Annotated in this window: 1 protein-coding gene; it reads left to right on the top strand. The window is 67.5% G+C overall.

Annotated elements, in window-relative coordinates; all coding sequences use genetic code 11:
- Positions 1 to 493 precede the first annotated feature (493 nt).
- Complete coding sequence (mobF, locus tag KZA10_RS08575; protein WP_229116210.1) at positions 494 to 4,045, top strand: MobF family relaxase; 3,552 nt, start codon at positions 494 to 496, stop codon at positions 4,043 to 4,045.
- The last annotated feature ends 304 nt before the right edge of the window (positions 4,046 to 4,349 follow it).

The raw sequence follows: 4,349 nt of genomic DNA on the forward strand, positions 1-4,349 counted from the left end.
GCTGGGACTGTAAGCCCGTCAAAGCCCAGAACTGCTCCTCATCCAGGATTGGTGAAGAATCACGCGCCCGATCGGGGCTTTCGGCCATCGCTTCCAACCGTGCCATGCGCTCGGACAGCGCCTCCAGCTCCGCTCTCAAATCCTCACCAGGCTTGATCATAAGCACGATAGTACGCTATATCGTTCTTCCGTACTAACTCTGGAACTCCTCTCTCACTTGCCGCATCCCTTCGACGAAGCGAGTCAGTGCCACCGCTCGCCGTCGTTGTCGTCACGCGGCTCAGGCACTCAGAGGGCGAGAGCGGAACGTATCCGGTCAGCCCAGCCCCGGCTACGACTCCCAGCGCTAGGGCCTCCGCGCTCCCGCTCCCTTGACCGCCCCTCAGATTCCCCCACACGTCTGGCACTAAGAGTGCGAGCCGCGCGCTACGCGCGCACCTGACCCCCGAGATCGGCCCGCCCGTGACGGTCTCGGGGAGGGGCCGTCGTGGTGATGACCATCCGGGTCATGTCGTCCGGCAAGGGCTACGAGTACCTGCTGAAGTCGGTCGTCGTCGGCGACGGCGACCGGGAGATGAGCAGCCCGCTGACCCGGTACTACACCGAGTCCGGCTGCCCGCCCGGAACCTGGGTCGGAACCGGCCTGATGAGCCTCGACGACGGGCGTACCCCAGCGTTGACCGAGGGCGACACAGTGACCGAGGAACACCTGGCCCGACTGCTGGGTGACGGCATCCACCCGGTCACCGGGGAAAAGCTCGGCAAGAGGTTCCCCTCGCTGCAACCCCCACGCGAGCGGATTGCGGCACAGGTTGCGCGGCTCGACCCCGGCTTGCGTGGCGAGGCGCGAGCTGAGGCTGTGGAGCGCATTCGTGAAGAAGAGATTGCGAAGAAGCCGCGCACCGCCGTTGCAGGGTTCGACTTGACGTTCTCACCGCCCAAGTCGGTCAGTGCGATCTGGGGCGTGGCCGACGCGGGCACGCAAGCCCTGATTGCGCAGGCGCACCACGCCGCGATGCGCGACACGATCGCGTTGCTGGAAGAGCGCGTCGCCGCAACCCGCGTCGGCGCGGGCGGTATCGCGCAGATGCCGATCGTGGGCGTGATCGCCACCGCATTCGACCACTACGACAGCAGAGCCGCCGACCCGCAACTACACACGCACGTCGTGGTCTCGAACAAAGTGCAGGGCGAGGACGGGCGCTGGCGCACGCTCGACTCGCGCCGCCTACACAAGGCCGCCGTCGCCCTCTCGGAGTCGTACAACGCCTTCCTCACCGATCACACCACGCGGCTGCTCGGCGTGACGTGGGTGCCCGTCGACCGGGGCAAAGACCGCAACACCGGCTGGGAAATCGAGGGCGTACCGGCGGCGCTGATCGCGGAGTTCTCCCGCCGCACCACCGGAGGCAGCGACAGCGGGGAGGGCATCGAGCAGGTCAAGAACCGGCTCATCGAGCAGTACGTCGCCGAGCACGGCAGGCAACCCTCAGCGGCGACGATTGCGAAGCTCCGGCAACAGGCGACCTTGGTGACGCGACCAGAGAAAGAACTACACTCGCTGGCCGACCTCACCACCGATTGGCGGGCGCGTGCCGAGGTCGTGCTCGGCGAGGACGCACCCACGTGGGCACAGCACCTGCTCGACCGGGGTGCGACTGAAGCCCAGCTGCGCGCGGACGACCTCGGGCTGGAGCAGATCGAGGATCTCGCCGCCGTGGTGCTGATGAGCGTGGCGAACCGGCGCGCAACCTGGGGGCGCTTCAACCTGCACGCCGAGGCGATGCGGCAGATCATGGGCGTTCGGTTCGCAACCACCGACGACCGTCTCCACGTGCTCGATCAGATCGTCGCGCACGCGGAAACCGAATCGCTGCGCCTCACCCCGGAGTACCACCGTGCCCTGCCATCTCACTACGTTGAGGACGAGGGCAACAGGTTCCAGCCTGTCGATCAGATCGCGTACTCCAGCCAAGACATCCTCGATGCCGAGCAGCGCCTTCTCGCGCACAGCCAGCAGACCGGCGGGCCAGCACTGACGGCGCGGCTCGTCGCGCGTCACACCTCCCGCAAGATCAGGGGCGTCCGCCTCGACCCAGACCAGGCCGTCGCTATCACCCGTATCGCCCGTTCCGGGCTGACCCTCGATCTGCTGGTCGGCCCCGCCGGTTCGGGCAAGACCACCGCGCTACGTGCCCTGCACCGTGCATGGACAGCGGCGCACGGGCGCGACTCGGTGATCGGCCTCGCGCCGTCGGCAGCTGCCGCCGAAGTGCTCGGCGACTCGCTCGGCGTGCGAGCGGAGAACACCGCGAAGTTCCTCTACGAGCACACCAAAGGACGCTGGAACCTCGAAGCCGGGCAGCTCGTGCTCGTGGACGAGTCCTCCCTCGCCGGAACGCTCGCGCTCGATCGCATCGCCGAGCACGCCGCCAAGGTCGGAGCCAAGGTCGTGCTCATCGGCGATTGGGCGCAGCTCTCGGCGGTGGAGACGGGCGGGGTGTTCGGGATGCTCGTGCGCCACCGGCAGAGTGTTCCCGAACTCACCGATGTGCGCCGCTTCGCCAACGAGTGGGAGAAGACGGCGAGCCTCGGACTGCGGCACGGGCGCACCGATGCGCTCGACGAATACCAGGAGCGGGGCAGGCTGCTCGATGGTGACGCCGAGGCCATGCTCGATGCGGTCTACGAGTCATGGCGCGGCGACCGCGATGCGGGCCTGCGCACGCTGATGATCGCGGGCACCGGTGAGATGGTCGCCCAGCTCAACGAGCGCGCCCGCGCCGATCTAGTCGAAGCCGGACAGGTTGAGTCAGGCGGTTTGCGTCTGCGCGACGGCACCACCGCAGGCGTCGGCGATCTCGTCGTCACCCGACTCAACGACCGCCGCCTATCCACCGGCAGGGCGTGGGTCAAGAACGGTGACCGCTGGCAAGTCACGCGCCGCTACGACGACGGTTCGTTGGCCGTGCGGCGGCTGGGGCGCGGCGACCAGCCCCACGGTAAGGCTCTCGTGTTGCCTGCGAAGTACGTGCGCGAGGAACTCGAACTCGGCTACGCCTCCACGGTCCACCGCGCCCAAGGAGCCAGCGTCGATACCGCGCACGCGCTCGTTGACCCCGAAGCCTCGTCGCGGGAGTTGTTCTACGTGGCGATGACACGCGGCAAACACCGCAACCACGCCTACCTGATCGTGCCCGACCCGCACGAGGTCGAGCCGCACCTCGACCAGCCGAAGCCATTGACCCTGACAGACTGGCTCGCCAAGGTACTCGCGCGCAGCGACGCCGACCTCTCCGCCACCGAAACCCTGACGCTCGAGGTAGACCGCCACGCCTCGCTGTCCACGCTGCTCGCCGAGCACGACGTGCTCGCCCGCGAAGCGCAGATCGACCACTGGGCCGCGCTGCTCGATGTCGCACCGTTCCCCGAGAACGTGGCCGACGACGTGTTCACCAGCCCCTATTACGAGCACTTGGAGAGCGCACTCGCACGCCACGAGGCAGCCGGCCACCTTGCAGCCGTCGCGCTCACCGCACTCGCACCGAGGCTCACATCCGCCGAAGACCAGGCCGACCCCGCCGCGCAGCTGGCCGACATGCTCGACCAAGCCACTCAAAAGCTCCGGCCCGGCAAACGAACCAGAGCACGGGTCGCCGGACTCATCCCCACGCCCGCCGAGCCGATCGCAGACGACATGCAGCTCGCCCTCACTGAGCGGCAGGCGCTCATCGAGGCCGGTGCGCGCGGGCTCCTACGCGACGCCCAAGAAGCAGGAGCCGTATGGGTCTCGCGGCTTGGGCAGCCGGGGTCACGCCCCGAAGCGCGAGAGCGGTGGGAGGCGCACGCGGCCACCGTCGCGTTGTACCGCTACCGCTACGAGATCACCGGCCCGTCACCGCTGGGTGACGCCCAGAGCGTCCGCACACCCGAACAAGCGGCCGAAAACCGGACAGCGCAGTCCGCTCTCGCTCGGCTCCGGCAGCTCAGCACCCGCACCGACAGCTTCCAGCGCCCGAGCATCGACCGAGTACGCCGTCTCTAGGTGGGGCTCGGTTCTGCCTGCGCGGGGACGTGCTTCTCTCGTACACTGATGACATGTGACCGTGCTCGCGAGGAGGAGTTCCATGTCGATAGAAGCGGACGCCTCCGGAAGACGTGGCTCTCAGCTATTAGGTCTATCTGGTGTGGATATTTCCAGTGAGGACAGAGCGGGGCGGTGGTTGAAGTGAACGACACACAAACATCTACCGACGGTCCGCGTGGTGCGCGCTGGGTTCGTGCGGCTCTGCAGGTGAACCCCTACGGATATATCGGCAACCCCTCGCCCTCTAAGACCTTCGTCGATG

The sequence above is a fragment of the Microbacterium sp. BF1 genome (assembly GCF_019279095.1).
GTDB lineage: Bacteria > Actinomycetota > Actinomycetes > Actinomycetales > Microbacteriaceae > Microbacterium > Microbacterium maritypicum.

Excerpts from the sequence above, each read along its gene's own strand:
- mobF (WP_229116210.1), top strand. The coding sequence starts at position 494 with ATGACCATCCGGGTCATGTCGTCCGGCAAGGGCTACGAGTACCTGCTG.